Source organism: Paenibacillus montanisoli (assembly GCF_003268025.1).
GTDB lineage: Bacteria > Bacillota > Bacilli > Paenibacillales > Paenibacillaceae > Paenibacillus_Z > Paenibacillus_Z montanisoli.
In genome coordinates this window covers 1,189,476-1,209,110 of sequence record NZ_QLUW01000001.1, presented here as the reverse complement: position 1 = coordinate 1,209,110, position 19,635 = coordinate 1,189,476, and the positions used below count along the sequence as shown (strand labels likewise).

Sequence of the window (19,635 nt, the reverse complement as noted above, 5' to 3'; positions counted from 1 at the left end):
TAAGCCTCCGTTTATTTCCCAAGCTGCGCTTGCAGCCTCACATTTGCATTTTGCAGGCCGTTCTCCGCCAGCTTCAGCGGCGAATTATGCAGCGCCCGCTTGCATTTCATCTTCCAATCGTCCAATTCGCTGATCTGGCCTTCACAGTGGAACGACACGCTCAGCTTATGCTCGTCCCGTGAAATGCGAATCACGAGCCGGTCAGCGTCGCCAACCCCCGGACGCACGGCAAAGCGGTACGCGTTAATGATGCCGACGATCGATTCCGCGGCCAGCTCCCCGTCAAGCGGCATCTCAGCCAAGTTGACATCCCCATCAATATCGACGTCAATGATCAGGGAGTGCGAGACCGTCCGGAAGGATTGAATAAATTGGACTAACGACGGAATGCCAAGCTTTGCGATCTTGCTCTCCGCCAACATTCGTTCTCTTATCTGTTCCACGTACTGAATCGTCTTATCCGTTTTGCCCATCCGTATATATCCGAATATCACCTGCAGGTCGTTCATCCAGTCGTGGCGGTGATGATTGAGCGTTCGAATCGACGCCTGCTGCATCGCGGCAACCGCTCTCGCCATTCGCGCTTCTTGTTCTGTCCGTTCGGTGTGAACCCATATACCAGCTGCGAGGACAACCCAGGCCGTAAACACAGCCAGCAGCCATAGCTGCTCCGGCCAAATGATAATTGCAGCGGCCGGAACCAAAAGGGACGCCGCCGCGAAAAATTTGGTCATTCCGATGCGATTCATGAGAACCGAGCCTACTTTCCTATTCTTTCCTTCCCTAGCCCTAACAGTATATCACGAGTACGTGGAAAGATCATCTTGCCAGCTAGAATTGTTTTAGAAAAAAATAAGAAAACCCGGCCTGCTCACAGACCGGGTTGATTCCTTATTCCGCTGCCGCTACCGGAGCAGCTGCGACTGGGTATACGCTAACTTTCTTGCGGTCGCGACCCCAACGCTCAAACTTCACGACGCCTTCCACTTTCGCGAAAAGAGTGTCGTCTTTACCGATGCCAACGTTGTTGCCCGGGTGAACTTTCGTTCCGCGTTGACGAACCAAGATGCTGCCAGCCGATACGGTTTGGCCGTCAGCGCGTTTAGCGCCGAGACGTTTCGCTTGGCTGTCGCGTCCGTTCTTTGTGGAACCTACACCTTTCTTCGAAGCGAAGAGCTGAAGATTCAGTTTCAACATGGATGTTCCCTCCTTATTCCCGAAATTGTTGACGAAGCTGCACAAACTTCCCGTACGAGGCTGCAATCGAGTTAAGCTGCACGATCATGCCTTCCAGCAGCAGCTGCGCTTTCTCGTTAGAGACCGCATCAGCCGTCGTCGGAATATCCGACCGGAGCCAGCCGCTCTTCATCGAAGCCGGAAGCACGAGTCCCGCCAGTTCTTCGATGGCGTTCACCGTACCGACCGAAACGGCCGATACACCGGCACAGACAATGTCTTTGCCCGGCTTGGCGAACTTGGCATGTCCTTCGATTGCAAACGATACGATCCGAAGATCAACGGCGGATTGCCGTTCAATGGTGACCGTAATCATTGAGAGACCTCTTAAGCTTGGATCTTGCCAATCGTTACTTTGGAGTACGGTTGACGGTGACCTTGCTTACGGCGGTAGTTTTTCTTCGCTTTGTATTTATAAACGATGATTTTTTGACCTTTGCCGTGTTTCTCAACTGTAGCCGTTACAGTAGCGCCGGAAACAACCGGAGCGCCAGTTACGAGCTCTTCGCCTTTGGAAACAGCCAATACGCGGTCGAAAGTCACTTCTGTACCTTCAGCAGCCTCAAGCTTCTCAATGTAAAGAACGTCGCCTTCTTGAACCTTGTATTGCTTTCCACCAGTTTCAATAATCGCAAACATTTGTTGCACCTCCTTATATCGAAGACTCGCCTGATGCAGGTGCGGCCGAGACAAGCTCTAGCCAAGCTTAAGGACCTGTTCTGCGCGGTATATGACGCAGCGTATTTCATCTGCAGACACCATAATATAATAACACAGATAATCGCCTAAAGTAAATTAGTTTTTGCAAAATCGTGAAAATCGCTTTAAACCCGCCCTGAGGTGCCGCCAGACTGCAAGATCGGCGATACGGCCTGCTCCCGGACCTTCTTCCTCGTAATTTCAAGCAAGCCAAGCCTTGTCCAACCGACGACCTGGCATTTCGTCCGGTCTTGGCGCACGAGCCTCTCCAGCAGTTGCATGACTTGATCGCGGTGCTCTTCCTTCTCCATATCGATGAAATCGACGATAATGATGCCGCCGACATCCTTTATCCTCAATAGCCGGGCGATTTGCTCCGCCGCCTCCAGATTCGTGCGGAAGACCGTATCTTCCAAATCTCGCGTACCGACGTATTTGCCGGTATTGACATCGATGACGGTCAGCGCTTCCGTCTGATCCCAGACCAAGTCGCCGCCGCAGCCTAATCGGACGCGCCGTACAAACGCGTCATGCAGCTGTTCGTTAATTCGGTATTGCTGGAAAAGCGAGACTTGCCCCTGCTTCTCGTACAGCCGCAGCCGCGGTATCATCGCTGGCGCCATCTGCTTCATGAGCGCTTCTGTCTTGGCATAGGCGGTTCGGTCGTCGATCCATACCTCGTCCATTTCGACCGTCAGCAAATCCCGGACGAGCCGGTGCACGAGATCGGCCTCGCGGTGAAGAAGAGCCGGGGCGGCAGCGGTTATGCCGCGGGCTTGAATGCCCTGCCAGAGCTCGCGCAGAAACTGAACATCGCCCTGAAGCGCATCGCTGCACTCGCCTATAGCGGCGGTCCGGAGAATCACGCCTTCGCCGGGCAGCCGGATCCCCTCGCCGATCATGCGCAAGCGGGAGCGCTCGGCTTCGCCCGCCACTTTTTTGGATATGCCAATATAATCCGCGGAAGGCATATAGACAAGAAACCTGCCAGGCAGCGAAAAATGCGTCGTCACGCGCGCGCCCTTGCCGCCCAACGGTTCTTTCATCACTTGTACGATCAGTTCTTGCCCGGGGCTTAGCAGCTGATTGATTGAAGGCTTCTCCTTCGTTTGCCGTTCCAGGTGAGGATGCAGCACATCGTCGATGTACAGGAACGCGTTTTTGGGGAGCCCAATGTCAACGAAAGCCGCCTGCATGCCCGGAAGCACGTTGACGACCTTCCCTTTGTAGAAGCTTCCGACGAGCAGACCGCCGTCTTCGGTCTTCTCCATGTAATATTCGTGGAGGCGGTTGTTGTCCACGACGGCGACTTGCAGCCAATCCCTCTGTTTGTGTACCAGCATTCTTCTCATGCTCTGACCTCCTGCCCAGTCGGTCTTTACTGATACTTATATTACATGAAAAGCTCCAAAACTGCACGGTCGGCTCGTCCGTCGGCCAAAAAGCCGTTCACGAGCTGCTGCTCCGGCAGGACGCCGACAATATCTCCCTTGTCCTCCATGATGACTATGAGGTGATAGCTGTCCCGTTTGAACAGCTGCAGCGCGTTCAAGATCGTATACCCTTTCGGGACGATGATGGGCACGGCCCAAACGCCTCGCGCAATGGAACGGGACGCGGACAGCGCACGATTCGTAAGGAACCGCAGAAACAAGAACGGGATATTGCGATAAGCTGTCCAATTGGTGAGCAGCAGAAACAACCCCACGGCGAACAAATTCATGTGAATATGGACGGCGTTTCTGTCGATCATCGCAGGAACAATCGCATACAGCAGCATAAGCACGCTGAATAGCATGCTGATCCGGCTTCCCCAAACGAGCGCGCCGTAGAAGGGCAGCATCCGGCTGAGCGCAGCTTGCAGCAGCTTGCCGCCGTCCAGCGGCAGGATGGGCAGCAAGTTGAACAGCCCGATCATCACGTTCGCCTGCCAAATATACGCCGCCCATTCGTGACTCCATATGCCTAGTACGCCGAACAGCCAGGCGATGCCTGCCATCCAAACGTTTTGCAGCGGTCCGGCTATTGCGACCAGCGCTTCTTCTTTCGCCGGCACCCCGCTGCCCTCTTCCACTTCCGCGACACCGCCGAAGGGAAGCAGCTTCACCTCCCGGACTCTCCAGCCGAACCCTTTGGCCGTGATGACATGGCCCAGCTCGTGGACGAGAACGATGGCAAACAGCGTCAGCAGCTCGACGAAATAGCCGGTCACGATGGAGGCGAGCATGACCAGCACGAAAAGCGGGTGGACGGACCACCTGATGCCTCCAAGCTTAATCAATCGGGACGATGTCCGCGGGATCGACGTATTTGCCTCTCTCCTTCACTGCGAAGTACAGCAAGCTTTGCTGTCCTTCTTCCGCGACCGGCAGACGGCCGATCGGTTTACCTGCTTCAATCCAGTCGTTTACGGCGACTTGTACCGGTCCTAAGTGACCATATACCGTAACGCGCTCGTTGGCATGCTGCACGACGACCGTCTCGCCCAGCTCGCCGTCATTGGATACGACCAGCACGCGGCCCGTCTCCGCGGCTACCACCTCTTGGCCTGGCTCGCCGGCCAGCTCGACCCCGCTCAGCGTCTCCGCGAACGTTCTGACGACCGAGCCGCCCGAGATCGGCGATACGATTGGCAGTTCAACCGCGCCTTCGGTCAGTCTAGTTTCCTCTCCGCCTCTGTCGCCGAACATAGGAATGAAGGAGGGTGCGCCAGCGAACCAATCTTTATACAAAGCAGCCGCCGCATCGAAATTCATTTCCTCGGTCAATGCAGCCGTTACGGCCTGCTGGCCTTTCTTAGCGATGGGCATATCCAGTTTGAACAGCGCAAACACAATCATAAACAAGGCGGCGGATATCGCCGTTTGAATAAACAAGCCCCGGACGATAAACCGGTAATCCCGCTCATTCGGCGCTTTCGGCCCGCCCATCTTGCTTGCGCGCACATCCTTGCTTGGCAGCGGCGCGATCTGCCAGCCGGCGCTTTCCCACGGATTCGGATTCGCTTTCCATAGCCGCTCCGGATCGTCCTCCATCAGCTGAGTCGGCAGCTGTTGGGGCTTGGCCGGCAAAAGCTGAGGCTGATTCGCCGCGTTCTGGCGCGTTTGGGGCAGCAGCTGTTGAGCAGTCTGCGGCTGCGGCGGAAGCGCTTGGCTGTGGTTGTTATGTTCCAAAATCCGGCGAATACGCTCTTGCCTGCGCTCACGGATGCTATTGTTTTGCCTCATCACTAATCCCTCCATCTCTGATCGCTAATATATATGAGCTAATAGGACTAGTTATGTTGAAGCGCAGGTACAAGCGGCAAAAAGGAGCAGCACGCGGCCAACAAAAAAAAACCGTCATCTCAACAAATGAGATGACGGCCTCCTATGTGGCCATTTCGTATTTTTCCTGATGCGCCTTGACGCTGAAGACAAGGCCGATGCAGAGCATATTGAGCAGCAGCGAAGTGCCGCCGTAGCTGATGAACGGCAGCGTGATGCCCGTGATCGGCATCAGCCCGATCATCATGCCGATGTTTTGGAAGACTTGAAAGACGTACATCGAAACGATGCCGATGATGATGAAAGAGCCTTTCAAGTCATAACACTGAAACGCAATGATGATCATCCGGTAAATCAATAAGAAGTAGAGCATCAGAACGACGGCGGCGCCTTGGAACCCGAACTCCTCCCCGATGACGACAAAGATCGCATCCGAATACGGATAAGGGATGAACTTGCGGTTCTTCGATTCGCCTTGCATGTAACCGTCGCCCGTCAAGCCGCCGGAACCGATCGCGATCTTCGCCTTCTGGGCTTGATATACCTCTTTGTCGGAGGCCGTCTCCGGGTTGATGAAGCCGTTGATCCGTTCATACCAATGCGTCTTCTCATGCTCTTGCAAGTAATCGTGAATTTCCTTATTGTACGTGTTGAACATGAGAATGAACAGCATAAGCCCGCCAATCGTAATGGCTAGGCCGAGCAGCACATGCGTATATTTCACGTTGCCAATCCACAGCATGCCAAGCACGATGACCAGATAAATAATCGCATTGCCCAAGTCGGGCTGAATCATGACGAGCGCGAACGGAATAAACGAGAAGAAGGCGACGACCAGCAGGTCCTGGCCCACGCGAAGCGTATCCCCCTGCCTTCTGCCCATCAAGTAGGCAACCGTGATGATCAGAATGATCTTCACCATCTCTGCCGGTTGAAATTGAAGTCCGCCCGGCAGCTCGAACCAGCTTTTTGCCCCGTTGATCTCTTCGGCTGTGAAGTAAACGACAATCAGCAGTACGATACCTATGCCATATAGAAACATCCATGCTTTTAGAAACAAGCGGTAATCGAACAGCGTCGCTGTCAGCGCTACGAAGAATCCCAAGCCGTAAAAAATGACGGTCTTCACGTCATAGCTGGCGTAATCGGGATTGCCGTAGGTCGCGCTGTGCACCAGCAAGGTGCTGACTACCATGAACGCAAGCAGGATGATCAGCATGCCAAGGTCAACTTTTTTCAGTTTGGTAAACACCCAGCACTCATCCTATTCCAAGAAACTTGCGGAACCGTTTCATGACACCGGCCTTCTCTTCAAGCGGCATGAGCGGCACCATATCGCCGAGCATCCGGCGCGCGATGTTGCGGTATGCGATGGCTGCGCGCGAAGACGGATCCATGACCGTAGGCTCTCCCGCATTCGCCGAACGAATGACCTTCTCGTCATCCGGCACGATCCCTAGCAAATCGATTGCGAGCACCTGGCATATTTCATCGATATCCAGCATCTCGCCGTTGCGCACCATATTGGCTCGAATCCGGTTAATGACTAGCCTTGCCGGTATTTGCGTCTGTTCCAGCAACCCGATGACGCGATCCGCATCCCGGACAGCCGCATTCTCGGGCGTCGTGACGACGATCGCACGGTCGGCGCCCGCAACGGCGTTGCGGAAGCCCTGCTCGATGCCCGCAGGACAATCGATAATGACGTAATCGAACTCTTTTTTCAGCTCCAGAACCATATCGCGTACCTGTTCCGGAGATATATCCGTTTTATCCTTCGTTTGAGCTGCGGGAAGCATATACAGCTCCTCGAAACGTTTATCCTTCACAAGCGCCTGGTTAAGCCGGCAGCGGCCTTCCGCCACATCGATCAGGTCATAGATGATCCGGTTCTCCAGACCCATGACAACATCCAGATTGCGAAGGCCAATGTCCGTGTCGACCATGCACACTTTTTTCCCCAATAACGCCAGCGCCGTTCCAATATTCGCCGAGGTCGTCGTCTTGCCAACGCCGCCTTTGCCCGATGTGATTACGATCGCTTCTCCCATGACTCAACTCTCCCCGATTCAGCCATTGGAACTGCTTCAACAGTCCTGCTGCAAATTTGTGACACGCTGATGCGATGCTTGCTAAGCCCGAAATACAGCCGGCAGCTTTCGCAGCCGATGCAGCTGCGTCAATTTGTCTATTTTCATGACGCCTTCGCTCAAATAAGCAAATTCCATCATCGCATCGCCGGTCATCCACTCGTCAGGCGGACGGCTGATCACTTCGCAAATGCGAAGCTGTGTCGGCCTAAGAAGCGATGCCGCGATAATTGAATCCTCTTTGCCCTTACAGCCGGCATGAGCCAGACCCCGAAGGGCGCCGAGCACAAAAATATCGCCTGTACAGAGCAGCGATCCGCCAGGGTTTAAATCGCCCATCAGCAGCAAATTGCCGTCATGTTCAAGCGTTTGTCCTGAGCGGATAATACCGGTCAGCACCTTTAAATTGTTGCCGTCTTCAGCTTTCGGCTCAAGGCGTGCTTCGCTGTCGATCGACTGTACCAGCAGATTGCCCTGATTCCGTATCGCTGCTTTAATCCGTTCCTTCTCTTCCTCATTCACTTGGCGGGTGCCTAGCTTAACTTGGACGTGTACGATAGGACCTGTCAGCAGCTGTTGATGCGACTTTTCCAATTTGAACTGCAGCTCATCCAGTAACACGGAAAAATCGCAAGTGTCGTCAAGAAGGAAGATGAGACCATCCTTGACGCCTTTGATCGTAATATGCTGCTTCTCGGCCACGCTCGTCCCCACCCCTTCTCTATACGATTCTTTCAACGATGTGCTTTTTCCTGCTTCGCGTGCCAATCTCCAAGCTATTCTTCATCATCTTCGGTATTGGTCTTGCTTACACTGTTCTCGAACCATCGTCTAGCAGGTACGTAAATGGCGAGCGAGAACAAGATTTGAAGAAAAACGCTCGGCACGATATGATGCGAGACCGCCCATTCAAAGGTTTGATCCGTCAGCCGGAACACGCGATAGACGAAATAGACGATCGTATCGTAGACAAGCGTGGATACGCAGATCATGAATAAAGCCATCATCAGCGTGCTTCTTCTGCGCTCAAGCAGAAAGCCGGTCAAATAGCCGACCAGCCCCATGGTGAACGAATGAACGCCGATGATCCGGCCATAGAAGGCCAAATCCTGCAGCATGCCAAACGCGATGCCGAGTATAAGCGCCGTATGCCTGCCGCGGTATAGCGCCGCGAACAGGACGAACGCCAATGTAAAATGAGGAACGATCCGGCCAACCATGCTGTCTGGGAGCAGCCAGTAGAACAGCGTGCCTTCGGAGAGGAAAAAAAGCAGCATGACGCCAACGATACGCTGCATGCTCATTGCCCGCTCTCTCCCATATCCGACATTTGAACGACGACAAACACTTCCGTCAAATGGTCAAAGTCCGCAGCCGGCGTAATGGTTGCGGTATAGGTCAAGCCGAAGTCCCCGACCTGGCTCGAATCAACCGTCCCGATGACCACTCCCCTTGGAAACACGTTGCCAAGACCGGATGTGATGATCGTATCGCCTTTGGCAAGCGGATCATGCTCGGAAATTCTCGACATCGTCAGCTTGCCGGTTTCCGTATGAAAGTTGTCTACGATGCCGAAAGACTCCGTCTCTTTGCCGAGCACGGTAGCCGCAATCGCTTTCGTATCCGGGGACGTTTCGCTAAGCTTCGTGATCGGCATGACCGACGAGAAGAAGGGATCCACCCGGTTCACGAGGCCCACTAAGCCTTTATCCGTCACGACGACCATGTTCGGCTTGATGCCGTCCTTGGAGCCCAAATTAATCCGGATCGTTTCCGAGTACGGATCGTTATTGACCGCAATGACCTGCGCGATCTTATACTCGTAATTGTACAGTTGCTTCTGCCGCTCCGTAAAGTGAAGCTTTTCCTGCAGCCGCTTGTTCTCTGCGTCCATGAAGTTATATTTAATGCTGTCTCTCGCATAAGCCGCCGCTACTTTGCGCAGCTCTTCGTTCTCTTTATAGATGGCATGCAGATTGGCCAAATCCTTGAACAAGCCGGATACATAGCCCGCGGGCCTGTAGATCCATTCCTGCACGAACGCCGTGGAATCAAGCGAGAAGTTTTCCGGCCATGTCAGCTTCTTCCGGTCTCCGATCGAGAAGCCCATAACCGCGACGAACAAGATAAACACGATCATCAAAACAAACATGCGTCGATTGCGCATCCAATTAAACAACTTCTCTTCACCCGCCCATTCCGCGCTGAATGCTGAACGACCCGATGGCTCGTTCAAACCGATCAGCGTCGCTCATCCGTTTTCCCCTCAACCAACTATGCGGATGTTAACGCTTGGAACGGGAGACTGGGCCTCCGCGTGTTTTGAACAGCTCGATGTTGTCCAATGCGCGGCCGGTGCCGATTGCGACGCAGTCAAGCGGGTTTTCCGCCACGATAACAGGCATGCCCGTCTCGCGGGAGAGCAGCTTGTCCAGGTTTTTCAGCAGCGCGCCGCCGCCCGTAAGCACGATGCCGCGGTCCATAATATCCGCGGACAGCTCAGGCGGACATTTCTCCAGCGTAATCTTCACCGCATCCACGATCGCGCCTACCGTATCGGACAGCGCTTCGCAAATTTCCTCCGAAGAGATCGGCAATGTCTTCGGCAGTCCGGATACGAGATCCCGGCCGCGGATTTCGATCGTTTCCTGACGCTCCGTCGCGAGCGCCGAGCCGATTTCCATTTTCAACTGCTCTGCCGTCCGTTCGCCGATCATCAAATTGTACATCCGTTTAATGTATTGCATGATCGCCTCGTCCATCTCATCGCCTGCGATGCGGATCGAACGGCTTGTTACAATGCCGCCTAGCGATATAACGGCCACCTCGGTCGTGCCGCCGCCGATGTCGACGACCATGCTGCCCGTAGGCTCCCATACCGGGAGGTCCGCTCCGATTGCCGCCGCGAACGGCTCTTCAATCGTGAACGCTTCGCGCGCGCCTGCTTGAACCGTCGCGTCTTTTACCGCGCGCTGTTCGACCGCCGTAATGCCGGACGGGACGCAAACCATGACGTTCGGGTGCTTCGGAAACAACGAACGCTGTTTCTGCGCCTGACGGATGAAATATTTGATCATCGTCGAGGTCGTTTCGAAGTCTGCGATTACGCCGTCCTTCATCGGACGGATCGCCCGGATATTGCCCGGCGTGCGGCCGATCATCTTTTTCGCGTGCTCGCCGACGGCCTCGATCGTTTTCGTATCAGTACGAAGAGCAACCACGGAAGGCTCTCTCACGACAATGCCTTTGCCTTTCACATAGACGAGCGTATTCGCCGTGCCTAAGTCAATGCCCAAATCTTTATTGAATCCACCAAACATAGTTGTAATCTTCCTTTCTTCCTCAAGACAATACTTCTTATTATATTACAGGTGGCCTAGCTCCTTCAAACTAATAAAGCGATTGTCACCTATTACCAAATGGTCCAGCACTTCGATGCCGACAAGCTCGCCAGCCTCCATCAGCCGGTGCGTCAACGCGATGTCCTCCGCGCTCGGCGTCGGATCTCCGCTCGGGTGGTTATGCACGCAAATAAGCGACGCGCTGCTGCATTTGATTGCAGCCCGGAATACTTCACGGGGATGCACGAGCGTCGCGTTCAGTGTTCCGATCGACAACGTTTCCTTTAAAATAACCTGATTCTTCGTGTTTAAAAACAAACAGACGAAATGCTCCTGCTTTAAATAGCGCAGCTCTTCCATCACGAGATTCGCCGCGTCTTCAGGCCTTCGAATGGCCGGCAGCTCGGTCCGTTCGCTTCTGGCAATGCGGCGGCCAAGCTCGATGCCTGCCCGCAGCTGGATCGCTTTAGCGTCGCCGATCCCGCGGATCTTGGTCAGCTCCGCAACGCTCATATCGACCAGCCCGCGCAGGCTGCCGCACTCCTGCAAAATGCGCGAGGCAAGCAGCACTGCTGACTCGCGTTTCGTACCTGTGCGGATTAAAATGGCCAGCAATTCCGCGTGGCTGAGCGCTTCGGCCCCGACGGCAAGCATCCGCTCCCGCGGGCGGTCGCTCGGGGAAATATCCTTCAATACGTAGGACTGTGCTTCCATGACTGTTTCCCTGCCTTAGTGTAAGTTAGATAACATGGATGTTAAATTCAGCAAGCATGTCAGACAGAAGCGACAGCGGCAGCCCGACAACGTTGAAATAGCAGCCGTCAATCCGCTCAACGAGCGTAGCGCCAAGTCCTTGGATGCCGTAGCTTCCGGCCTTGTCCATCGGTTCGCCGGAATCGACATAGCGTTCGATCGTCGCTCGGTCAAGAGGTTTCATCTTAACTTTCGTCATGCGATGGCGGACAAGCTCCCTACCGGTTGAAGTGTCCAAACAAGCTACGCCCGTGAACACTTCATGCTCGCGGCCTTGGAGATCGGTGAGCATGCGGATTGCATCCCCCTTATCCTTCGGCTTGCCCAGCACGATGCCGTCCAATACGACGATTGTGTCTGCTCCGATCACCAGCGAGTCGGCTGCCTGCTCGTCCTTCAGCAGTTCAGAGGAGGCCTTCGCTTTGCGCAAACCGAGCTGCTCAACGATTTGGGCAGGCTGCCAGTCCGGCGGCGTACTCTCATCGGTATCGCTAGACAAAATGAGAACCGGCAAGGAAAGGTCCAGTGCTGCGACCAGTTCCCGCCGGCGAGGAGATGAAGAAGCCAGCACGAGCCGGCTCGCATTCGATGAACCTCTATTAAGGGTTACTCCCATTTATAGCGCTCCTTATGCGTTTGCAACGCGTTGCCTATAGTTTGCGGTATAGCCAGATTGCGATAATCAAGCCGATGATGCTAAGTAGGCTGAGCTCGATCTTCAGCGTAAATGAATAGCTGAGGACAAGCAAATCTGCAGCCGGCGACCAGACAACAGGCGATGTTTTCGTTAGAAATGAAAGACCAGGCACCTGAGATAGCCAACGGGACGCCAGGGCGCCCGTGAGCAGTCCGATCAAAATGAAAAGCAGCAATACCCAGATGTTTTTCTTCATTTTCCAACGTCCCTCACCATTTTTTGACACGTACACTTTATTATACGCGCCCGGTGAACGCTTTACAATGCATTCAGCGATTCAAACCATGCTTTTTCGGCAAATACGGCCTTCATGAGCGAAGATTGCATCGACCATAGATAGGCGTCGGAGGGCTTCTTCGCATATTCTTCCGCAGCAACGGCAGCCGAGTTGATCGATTGCGTCAACCGCTGCAAATTCGATTTGGTCACTTTATCCTTCAGTCCCGCTTCCATGGCCGACGCCGCGGTAATCCATTGCTGGTGCAGCTCCTTCCATTCGCCATCCTCGCCTTTGGATCCGCTTCCCGCGCTCAGCCTATCAATCGTAACCTGGTCAAGCTTCTCGATCAGACTGCTCGTTTGCTTGAAGAAAGCCTCCACCGCCGAAGCTTCCCCGTCAAACGAAATGGCGCTGACCGCCGGAACATCGATTTGCTTCACATACACTTCCATATTGTCCAGCAACTGACCGAGCAGCATCGCTTGATCCCGGTCCGCCGACATCCCCACATACACGCGGTAATCGTCCGACGAGGTGAGCGAGGCTGCAGCAAGCCCCTTGGCGCCAAGCTCATCTACCGCGGCATCCAGACCTTCCTTATTGCTGAATACGCCATATTGGAGCATGTAGTACGAGCTTGCCGGCACATTGACTTGAATCATCGCCGCTTGAGCTGCGTCATCGTCCGCCTTCCCGCCATTGGCTGCGGCTCCATCTTTGCCTTCGTCCGTTTGCCCTGCCGCGGCATCATTAGACGCAGTAGCGTTTTTACCTGAATCGGAGCCATCCGCAATGGTGCCACTTACTGTTGTACCCGGTTGATTCGAGGTTGAATCCGAATTCGCCGGACCATTGCTTGTGAACAAGGCCAGCACGAAATAACCGAACAAAGCGCCTGTCGCAATGGCGCCGGTTACGGAAGCGAACACCTTAAACCAAGACGGGCCTTTCGACGGCCTGCGGCCGGCGCCGGACATATAGGAACCGAACGAAGTATGGGGTGCCGAGCCCATGCGTTTCCGCAAGTCATGCTCTTCCTCTTCTGCGTCCAGAATCGGATACATATCAATGACTTTCGGCCCTGCTTGCACCCGTTTAGGAGGGGCTTCATATTCGTATTCATCGCCCAGCAAGATCGTATCGGGCTGTTCGGGCTGATCCGGAAACTGATCCATCGCATCAACCTCGGGGTATGTTTGAGAAGCGGCTTGTTTGGTAGGCTTAGACGGAATTTGATCTTTTGCGCCTTTTGCGAATTGACCGTCTGCCTCGCGGATAAGCTGCTCTAGCGCATAGGCATCATTTTGAAACGGACTGTTCCAAGAACCGATCTCGGAAGTGAATTTCAACTCTTCTTGGAAATAGGGGACGACCTCCGTGACCTTCTTCTCTTCTTGTTTCGGCTCCAGCCGGGCTCCGCTTTGCTTATCGAAACGGTACGTTATACGTCCTTTAGTACTCATCGCATTCTCTCCTTGTCCGCATAATCTAGTAAGAGTCTATGAAAAAATTAAGAGGAATATGACCCTTGCCATGCAATCGCGGATGCATACAAAGCTTCAATCCAACACGCTGCAAATAAAAAAGGGACGGAGCAGGCTATCGCCTGCTCCGTCCCATTCTATATGCCGAACGCTTGCTTATGCTTTCGCCCGAAGCGTCTTCGCCAGCGAATCCGCCACTTTCCAAATGTCGCCCGCCCCCATCGTAATCACGAGGTCGCCAGGCTTCACTTTATCTGTAAGTACTGCAAGCACCTCGTCCTTCGTCGGATAGTAGGACGTGTTTGCATTGCTATTCTTGAGAATCAGCTCTACCAGCTTCTTGGAGTTCACGCCTTCGATTTGCTGCTCGCCGGCCGGCGAATAAATATCCGTAATCAGCACTTCATCCGCTTCCGTAAAAGCACGGCTGAACTGATCGAGCAGGAAGAACGTTCTTGTGTACCGCTGCGGCTGGAATACGGCGATGATCCGCTTGCCCGTCGATTTGGCCGCGCTGATCGTCGCTTCAATCTCCGTCGGATGATGCGCATAATCATCGATGACCAGAATGTCGTTCACTTCGCCGAGCACCTGGAATCTGCGCTTCGCCCCGCGGAAATCGACGATCGCGCCCGCAATCGCTTCAAAGGAAAGCCCCGCTTCCATGCACGTAATTACCGTCGCCATCGCATTGTACACATTGTGCCGTCCCGGTACGGACAGCTCGATGCGGCCGAGAAGCTTCCCGTGGCGCGTCATGTCGAAGGATGCTTTGCGGTCGCCAAGCGTAATATTCGTTGCGCGGTAGATCGCGTCTTGCTCAATGCCGTAAGTCAGCACGCCCTCGCTGCCAAGCGGACCCGCAACGAGCTCAGGCAGCATCGCCTGCATGTTCGTATCGTCGGCGCAAACGATCGCACCGCCGCCCTGCTTCACTTGACTCAGAAACTGCACGTATGCCGCCTTCAATTTATTGAAATCACCGTCATAGTTTTCGAGATGATCCGGCTCGATGTTCGTGACGATCGCCATGGTCGGGTGATATTGCAGGAACGAGCCGTCGCTCTCATCCGCCTCCGCGACGACATAATCGCCTTTGCCTGCCTTTGCGTTCGTGCCGACATTCACGATTTCGCCGCCGATAATATAGGTTGGATCGAGCTGGCACGTCTCCATGACGAGCGCGATCATGGAGGAAGTCGTCGTTTTGCCGTGCGCGCCCGCAACAGCAACGCCTTTGCCGTTATTCATGAGCTTCGCAAGCATCTGTGCCCGGTGCAGAATCGGAATGTTAAGCTCTTCCGCCGCTCTGCGTTCCACATTATCTTTAGGAAGCGCCGTCGAATAGACGACCAGGTCGGCCCCTCTCACATGCTCCGGCTCATGACCGATGTAGATGCGGGCTCCTTTTGCCGCTAGCTTCTCCGTAAGCTCTTGCCGGGCAACGTCGGAGCCGGTCACTTTATAGCCCATTTCGAGCATGACGCGCGCGATCGCGCTCATGCCGTAACCGCCAATTCCGATGAAATGAACGTGTTCTGCCGTATTCAAAGACGGTTCACCAACCTTTTTCAGAATCCTTATTATAGAGCAATTGGGAGCGGACGTCGGCGATTAAATACAGCGTTCCGGTAACGACCGCTAAATCGTCCGCGCCTGTGAGCGACTTCAGCCGCTCCAGCGCCAGCTTCCAATTCGGTTCTACGATGAGCTCGAAGGATCGGCCAACAGAATCACGGACCTCCTGTACAAGCTCCGCCAGCTCTTGCGCAGGCAGGGCTTTACGGAAATCCGGCTCGGTCACGACAAGCGTATCCACTAGAGGTAGTATATGCCGCAACGTGTCACGATGATTCTTGTTGCCGAGCATCCCCATCATGAGATGAAGCCGCTCGTACCGGTAAGTCTCTCGAAGCGCCTCCGCCAATACTTGAGCGCCTTCCGGATTATGGGCGCCGTCGATGAGAAGCCGCGGCGAGCTGCCGATCATTTCAAGCCGTCCTGGCCATGCAGCCGCGCGAAGACCTTCCCGCAAATCGTCGTCTTCCAAAATGAGCGCGTAGTATTGCCGCATAATTTCGAGCGTCATCACCGCAACTGCGGCGTTTGTCCGTTGATGCGCGCCGTTCAGCGTGATGTTCAGCGGCTCAATCGTACGGAATAAGCCCTCGAAACGGAAGGATTGCTCGTTCTCCGCCACTTGAAGGACATGCTCGCGGAATTGATCGCCGAGCAAATAAAGCGAACTGTTCTTCGCTTTCGCCGCATCCTTGATAATCGCGACCGCCTCCGGCTGGCTGACTGCGCTGACGACCGGGACGCCTGCTTTGATAATGCCGGCTTTCTCCCTTGTGACCGCTTCGATTGTATCGCCGAGTATGTCCATATGGTCATGTCCGACATTCGTAATGACCGACACCAGCGGCGTTACGATGTTGGTGACGTCCAGTCGGCCGCCTAACCCGGTTTCCCATACGACGAAGTCCGGGTAAGCTACCGTTCCGTAATAGAGGATCGCAAGTGCGGTAGACACCTCGAACATCGAAGGCGAACCGAGCTCCGTCGCTGCGATTTGCTCGACGAGCGGTTTGAGCCGGTTTGCCAATTGGAGCAGCGTCTCTTCGGGAATATCCGCCCCGTTGTATTGAAACCTGTTCGTAAACTTCGTGATATAAGGGGACGTATACGTCCCCACATCATAGCCGCAGCGAAGCAATACGCTGGTCAAGTAAGCGCAGACGGAACCTTTGCCGTTCGTGCCGGCGACATGGATGAACTTGAGCCGGCGCTCCGGATGGCCCGTCAGCTCCATCAGCTTCTCGATCCGTTCCATCCCGGGACGGATACCGAAGGCGACCAGCCCCTCGATCCAATCTCTCGCATCCTCATACGTGGCCAGCGGTGCCGTTCCCTCTGCCGCATGCTGCTGTTGTTCCTTCATCGTTCTCTTCCTTCTTCCTAACGGACTTCTCTCTAATCAGCCTCTTAGCTCCGCGATGCGGGCTTTGACGATCTCGCGCTTCTCCGCATAGTCGGCCATCTTGGCTCGCTCTTCTTCAATCACCTTGGCCGGCGCTTTCGCGACGAAACCCTCGTTGCCAAGCTTCTTCTCCACCCGCTCCACTTCGCTGTTCAAGTGGGCGATTTCTTTCTCGAGTCTTGCAATCTCTTGCTCGATATCGATCAAGCCGGCTAGCGGCAGGAACATTTGGGCGCCGGTTACGATCGCTGTCATCGCTTTGTCCGGTGCAGCGAGATCCAGGCTGATCGTCAGCTTCGACGTGCCGCAGAAACGGATGATGAACTCCTCGTTGCGGGCAAGGATCGCGGCTTCGCTCTCGCTCGACGGTTTGATTTGCAGCTCGACCTTCTTGCTCATAGGGACATTAACCTCGGCACGGATATTTCGAACCGAGCGGATGATATCCATCAGCAGCTCCATTTCCGCAACCGCCTCCGGAGCTTCCAGCGCTATATCGTAAACCGGCCATGGCGCCAGCGTAATCGATTCGCCTTCATGCGGAAGGTGCTGCCAAATTTCCTCGCTGATGAACGGCATGAACGGATGGATAAGGCGCTGCGTGCGGTCAAGCACGTATGCAAGAACGGATTGCGTCGCGCGTTTCGCATGCGCGTCCTGGCCGTACAGGTTCAGCTTCGCGAACTCGATATACCAGTCGCACAAATCATCCCATATGAAGTTGTACAGGACGCGGCCCGTTTCGCCGAAATCATAAGCGTCGATCAGGCGCGTCGCATCCGCGACGGCAGCGTTTAGACGGTGCAGAATCCAGCGGTCAGCCGTACCCAGCTTCACGTTTATATCGATATCGGCAGCCGCGATGCCTTCAAGATTCATCAGCGCAAAACGGGACGCGTTCCAAATTTTGTTCGCAAAGTTGCGCGCCTGCTCAACCCGCTCCCAGCGGAAGCGCAAATCTTGGCCCGGCGTGCTGCTTGTCGAAATCATATAGCGCATCGCATCGGCGCCGTATTTCTCGATTACTTCAAGCGGATCGACGCCGTTGCCGAGCGACTTGGACATCTTCTTGCCGTTCTCGTCGCGAACGAGACCGTGCATGAGTACGTCCTTGAACGGAATTTGATCCGTGAACTCGAGCGCGGTGAAAATCATCCGGGCAACCCAGAAGTAGATGATGTCATAACCGGTTACAAGCACGTTCGTCGGATAGTATCGTTTCAGATCTTCCGACTGCTCCGGCCAGCCCAGCGTGGAGAACGGCCATAGCGCCGAGCTGAACCAAGTATCAAGCACATCTTCGTCTTGACGAAGAGAATCGCTGCCGCAAGCGGAGCAGGCGTTTTGCTCTTCGCGCGCTACGTGCATGGCTCCGCATGCGTCGCAGTACCATGCCGGAATGCGGTGGCCCCACCACAGCTGGCGGGAAATGCACCAGTCGCGTACGTTCTCGATCCATTGCAGGTAGATCTTCTCGAAGCGGTCCGGCACGAAGTTAACGCCTTTGCCGGATTGCTGCGCTTGAATCGCGGCTTCCGCAAGCGGCTTCATGTCAACAAACCATTGGGTCGACAAATATGGCTCGACAACGGCGCCGCTGCGCTCGCTGTGGCCGACTTGATGGACGTGATCCTCGATTTTGATGCACACGCCGGATGCCTGCATGTCGGCAACGATGCGCTTGCGGCATTCCGCGCGGTCAATGCCGTTATACGGGCCGGCTTCGGCATTCATCGTGCCGCTCTCGTCCATGACGACGATTTGAGGCAAGTCATGGCGAAGGCCGACTTCAAAGTCGTTCGGATCGTGAGCCGGCGTAATTTTAACGGCGCCGGAGCCGAACTCCTTCTCTACATACTCGTCGGCGATAATCGGGATTTCTCTGCCGATAATCGGCAACACGATCAGCTCGCCGATCAAATGCTTGTAGCGCTCATCTTCCGGATGAACCGCAACGGCCGTATCGCCGAGCATCGTTTCCGGACGCGTCGTAGCGACCGTAATGAAGCCGGAGCCGTTCTTGAGCGGATACTGCAGATGGTACAGGTGGCCGTTCACTTCTTTATGCTCAACTTCGATATCCGACAAGGCGGTGCGGGCAGCCGGATCCCAGTTGATAATTTTTTTGCCGCGGTAAATAAGTCCCTTCTCGTATAGGCGGACGAATACTTCGCGAACCGCTTGAGACAAGCCTTCATCCAACGTAAAGCGTTCGCGGGAGTAGTCCAGAGAGAAGCCCATTTTCGCCCACTGCTCGCGAATGGTTTCGGCATAGTGCTCCTTCCAATCCCAAACCTTCTCCAAAAACTTCTCGCGGCCAAGGTCATAACGGGACAGACCTTCTTCGCGCAGCTTCTGCTCTACCTTCGTCTGCGTCGCGATACCCGCGTGATCGCTCCCTGGAAGCCAAAGCGCGTCATAGCCCTGCATCCGCTTCGTGCGGATCATAATATCCTGCAGCGTGAAATCGAGCGCATGGCCGATATGCAGCATGCCCGTCACGTTCGGCGGCGGAATCACGATCGTGTACGGCTCTGCCGACGGGCGTTTGCCCGCTTCAAAAAACTTGCCTTCCATCCAGTACGGATACCATTTCGATTCTGCCGCCTTCGGATCGTAAGTCGTCGGCATTTCAGTCGTTGCTTGTTTCTGTGTCATAGCCTTTCTACCTCCACTGTATTTCTCATCCGTATCCGGATGCCATAATGCCGAATAAGCGAAAAAAAATAAACCTCTCGCCCTTAATTCAAAGGACGAAAGGTTTGCTTCCGCGGTACCACCTTTGTTCCGGAGAGGCGCTTGGTTCGCCTGATCCGACAACTTTACACAGATAACGGCTGCAACCGGCTGGTACTAACGAAGGATCTTC

At 54.7% G+C, this 19,635-nt stretch carries 20 protein-coding genes and 1 other annotated feature (1 of these 21 cut by a window edge); all 20 genes read right to left on the bottom strand.

Annotated features, from left to right (window positions below; all coding sequences use genetic code 11):
- Window positions 1–11 precede the first annotated feature (11 nt).
- On the bottom strand, window positions 12–749 hold the full coding sequence (locus DL346_RS05305) for a Spo0B domain-containing protein (RefSeq protein ID WP_112880998.1): 738 nt from the start codon (window positions 747–749) through the stop codon (window positions 12–14).
- Window positions 750–891: 142 nt separating this feature from the next.
- Window positions 892–1,197, bottom strand: a complete 306-nt coding sequence (gene rpmA, locus DL346_RS05300; RefSeq protein ID WP_112880997.1) for a 50S ribosomal protein L27 — start codon at window positions 1,195–1,197, stop codon at window positions 892–894.
- Window positions 1,198–1,210: 13 nt separating this feature from the next.
- On the bottom strand, window positions 1,211–1,552 hold the full coding sequence (locus DL346_RS05295; RefSeq protein ID WP_112880996.1) for a ribosomal-processing cysteine protease Prp: 342 nt from the start codon (window positions 1,550–1,552) through the stop codon (window positions 1,211–1,213).
- An 11-nt stretch (window positions 1,553–1,563) separates the two neighbouring features.
- The gene (gene rplU / locus DL346_RS05290) at window positions 1,564–1,875 is read right to left on the bottom strand and encodes a 50S ribosomal protein L21 (RefSeq protein WP_112880995.1); all 312 of its coding nucleotides are present in this window, start codon (window positions 1,873–1,875) and stop codon (window positions 1,564–1,566) included.
- 185 nt (window positions 1,876–2,060) lie between these two features.
- Window positions 2,061–3,287, bottom strand: a complete 1,227-nt coding sequence (locus DL346_RS05285) for an Rne/Rng family ribonuclease (protein WP_112880994.1) — start codon at window positions 3,285–3,287, stop codon at window positions 2,061–2,063.
- Between the two features lie 41 nt (window positions 3,288–3,328).
- Window positions 3,329–4,216, bottom strand: a complete 888-nt coding sequence (locus DL346_RS05280) for a site-2 protease family protein (RefSeq protein ID WP_112880993.1) — start codon at window positions 4,214–4,216, stop codon at window positions 3,329–3,331.
- Window positions 4,209–5,162 (bottom strand): M23 family metallopeptidase, encoded by a 954-nt coding sequence (locus DL346_RS05275; RefSeq protein WP_165822379.1) that lies wholly within the window; start codon window positions 5,160–5,162, stop codon window positions 4,209–4,211. The genes DL346_RS05280 and DL346_RS05275 overlap by 8 nt, the downstream gene beginning before the upstream one ends.
- Before the next feature lie 142 nt (window positions 5,163–5,304).
- Complete coding sequence (locus tag DL346_RS05270) at window positions 5,305–6,453, bottom strand: FtsW/RodA/SpoVE family cell cycle protein (protein ID WP_112880991.1); 1,149 nt, start codon at window positions 6,451–6,453, stop codon at window positions 5,305–5,307.
- Between the two features lie 7 nt (window positions 6,454–6,460).
- Complete coding sequence (minD, locus tag DL346_RS05265; RefSeq protein ID WP_112880990.1) at window positions 6,461–7,252, bottom strand: septum site-determining protein MinD; 792 nt, start codon at window positions 7,250–7,252, stop codon at window positions 6,461–6,463.
- Between the two features lie 81 nt (window positions 7,253–7,333).
- Window positions 7,334–7,993, bottom strand: a complete 660-nt coding sequence (locus tag DL346_RS05260; protein WP_112880989.1) for a septum site-determining protein MinC — start codon at window positions 7,991–7,993, stop codon at window positions 7,334–7,336.
- A gap of 74 nt (window positions 7,994–8,067) precedes the next feature.
- Complete coding sequence (gene mreD / locus DL346_RS05255) at window positions 8,068–8,595, bottom strand: rod shape-determining protein MreD (RefSeq protein ID WP_112880988.1); 528 nt, start codon at window positions 8,593–8,595, stop codon at window positions 8,068–8,070.
- The gene (gene mreC, locus DL346_RS05250; protein WP_112880987.1) at window positions 8,592–9,458 is read right to left on the bottom strand and encodes a rod shape-determining protein MreC; all 867 of its coding nucleotides are present in this window, start codon (window positions 9,456–9,458) and stop codon (window positions 8,592–8,594) included. Before mreC ends, mreD begins: the two co-directional genes overlap by 4 nt.
- Window positions 9,459–9,576: 118 nt before the next feature.
- Entirely contained in the window at window positions 9,577–10,611 is a 1,035-nt protein-coding gene (locus DL346_RS05245; protein ID WP_112880986.1) for a rod shape-determining protein, read from the bottom strand.
- 45 nt (window positions 10,612–10,656) lie between these two features.
- On the bottom strand, window positions 10,657–11,346 hold the full coding sequence (radC, locus tag DL346_RS05240; protein WP_112880985.1) for a RadC family protein: 690 nt from the start codon (window positions 11,344–11,346) through the stop codon (window positions 10,657–10,659).
- 25 nt (window positions 11,347–11,371) lie between these two features.
- On the bottom strand, window positions 11,372–12,001 hold the full coding sequence (locus tag DL346_RS05235; RefSeq protein WP_112880984.1) for a Maf family protein: 630 nt from the start codon (window positions 11,999–12,001) through the stop codon (window positions 11,372–11,374).
- 34 nt (window positions 12,002–12,035) lie between these two features.
- Window positions 12,036–12,278: a DUF4321 domain-containing protein gene (locus tag DL346_RS05230; RefSeq protein ID WP_112880983.1), complete on the bottom strand. Its 243-nt coding sequence runs from the start codon at window positions 12,276–12,278 to the stop codon at window positions 12,036–12,038.
- 62 nt (window positions 12,279–12,340) lie between these two features.
- Window positions 12,341–13,765 (bottom strand): SPOR domain-containing protein, encoded by a 1,425-nt coding sequence (locus DL346_RS05225; protein ID WP_112880982.1) that lies wholly within the window; start codon window positions 13,763–13,765, stop codon window positions 12,341–12,343.
- Window positions 13,766–13,942: 177 nt separating this feature from the next.
- Window positions 13,943–15,337 carry a UDP-N-acetylmuramate--L-alanine ligase gene (gene murC / locus DL346_RS05220; RefSeq protein WP_112880981.1) on the bottom strand — a complete coding sequence of 465 codons (1,395 nt, stop codon included), beginning with the start codon at window positions 15,335–15,337 and terminating at the stop codon, window positions 13,943–13,945.
- A gap of 7 nt (window positions 15,338–15,344) precedes the next feature.
- Complete coding sequence (locus DL346_RS05215; protein ID WP_112880980.1) at window positions 15,345–16,727, bottom strand: bifunctional folylpolyglutamate synthase/dihydrofolate synthase; 1,383 nt, start codon at window positions 16,725–16,727, stop codon at window positions 15,345–15,347.
- A gap of 36 nt (window positions 16,728–16,763) precedes the next feature.
- Window positions 16,764–19,424, bottom strand: coding sequence for a valine--tRNA ligase (locus DL346_RS05210; RefSeq protein ID WP_112880979.1), 2,661 nt, complete (start codon window positions 19,422–19,424; stop codon window positions 16,764–16,766).
- Window positions 19,425–19,512: 88 nt separating this feature from the next.
- Window positions 19,513–19,635: a binding site (T-box leader), on the bottom strand (it continues 117 nt past the right edge of the window).